The 867-nt window shown below is 66.2% G+C and carries 1 protein-coding gene; it reads left to right on the forward strand.

Going from position 1 to position 867, the window contains the following annotated elements; all coding sequences use genetic code 11:
* Window positions 1–800: LysR family transcriptional regulator (locus AC1D00_RS43295; protein ID WP_477014951.1), on the forward strand; the 800-nt coding region annotated here is incomplete at its 5' end.
* Window positions 801–867 lie beyond the last annotated feature (67 nt).

Raw genomic sequence — 867 nt, forward strand, 5'->3', positions numbered from 1 at the left:
AGTCGGCGTTGAGTCATGCCATGAAGGCCCTGGAGGAGCGGCTCGGGGTGCGGCTGCTGGCGCGCACCACGCGTTCCGTGTCGACGACAGAGGCGGGCGAGACGCTGCTGCGTTCGCTGCGTCCCGCGCTGGACGAGATCTCCTCAGGCGTAAATGCAGTCGGCGCTCTGCGCGGCAAGCCGTCCGGCACCGTCCGCGTTACGGCAACCAAGCACGCGGTCTCGTCCGTGGTGATGCCGGTCTTGCCGCGCTTCCTCGCGGCCCATCCCGATATCAGGGTGGACATGATCGTCGATGACAATCTGACCGACATCGTCGCGGACCGCATCGACGCCGGCATCCGTTTCGGCGACATCGTCGAGAAGGACATGATCGCGGTCCGCATCGGGCCGGACATCCGGATGGCCGTGGTCGGTGCGCCCTCGTATTTCGCCGACCATCCAGTGCCGAGGACGCCCCGCGAACTCGCCGGCCATCGTTGCATCAACTACCGGCATGTCAGGTCGGGTGGGCTTTACGCCTGGGACTTCGAGGAAAAGGGGCGGCCGTTCCAGGTGCGCGTCGAGGGGCCGCTCGTGTTCAACAACGCCGATCTGACTCGCGAGGCCGCCCTCGCGGGGCAAGGCATTGCCTATGTCTACGCGGATGAGGTGGCGGCGGACGTCCGGGCCGGGCGGCTCAAGCGAATTCTGGAGAGATGGTGCCCGACCTTCCCCGGCTATTACCTCTATCATCCCAGCCGGCGTCAGACGCCGCCCGCATTGGCTGCATTCATCGGCGCGCTCCGCTACAAACCGTAGGTTCCGAAGCTGACAAGGCTTGGCTCTAGCGCCACGGCACTCAAGCCGCACCGAGCCTCTCCCACAC

It is taken from the genome of Bradyrhizobium sp. P2_E8, assembly GCF_056403875.1.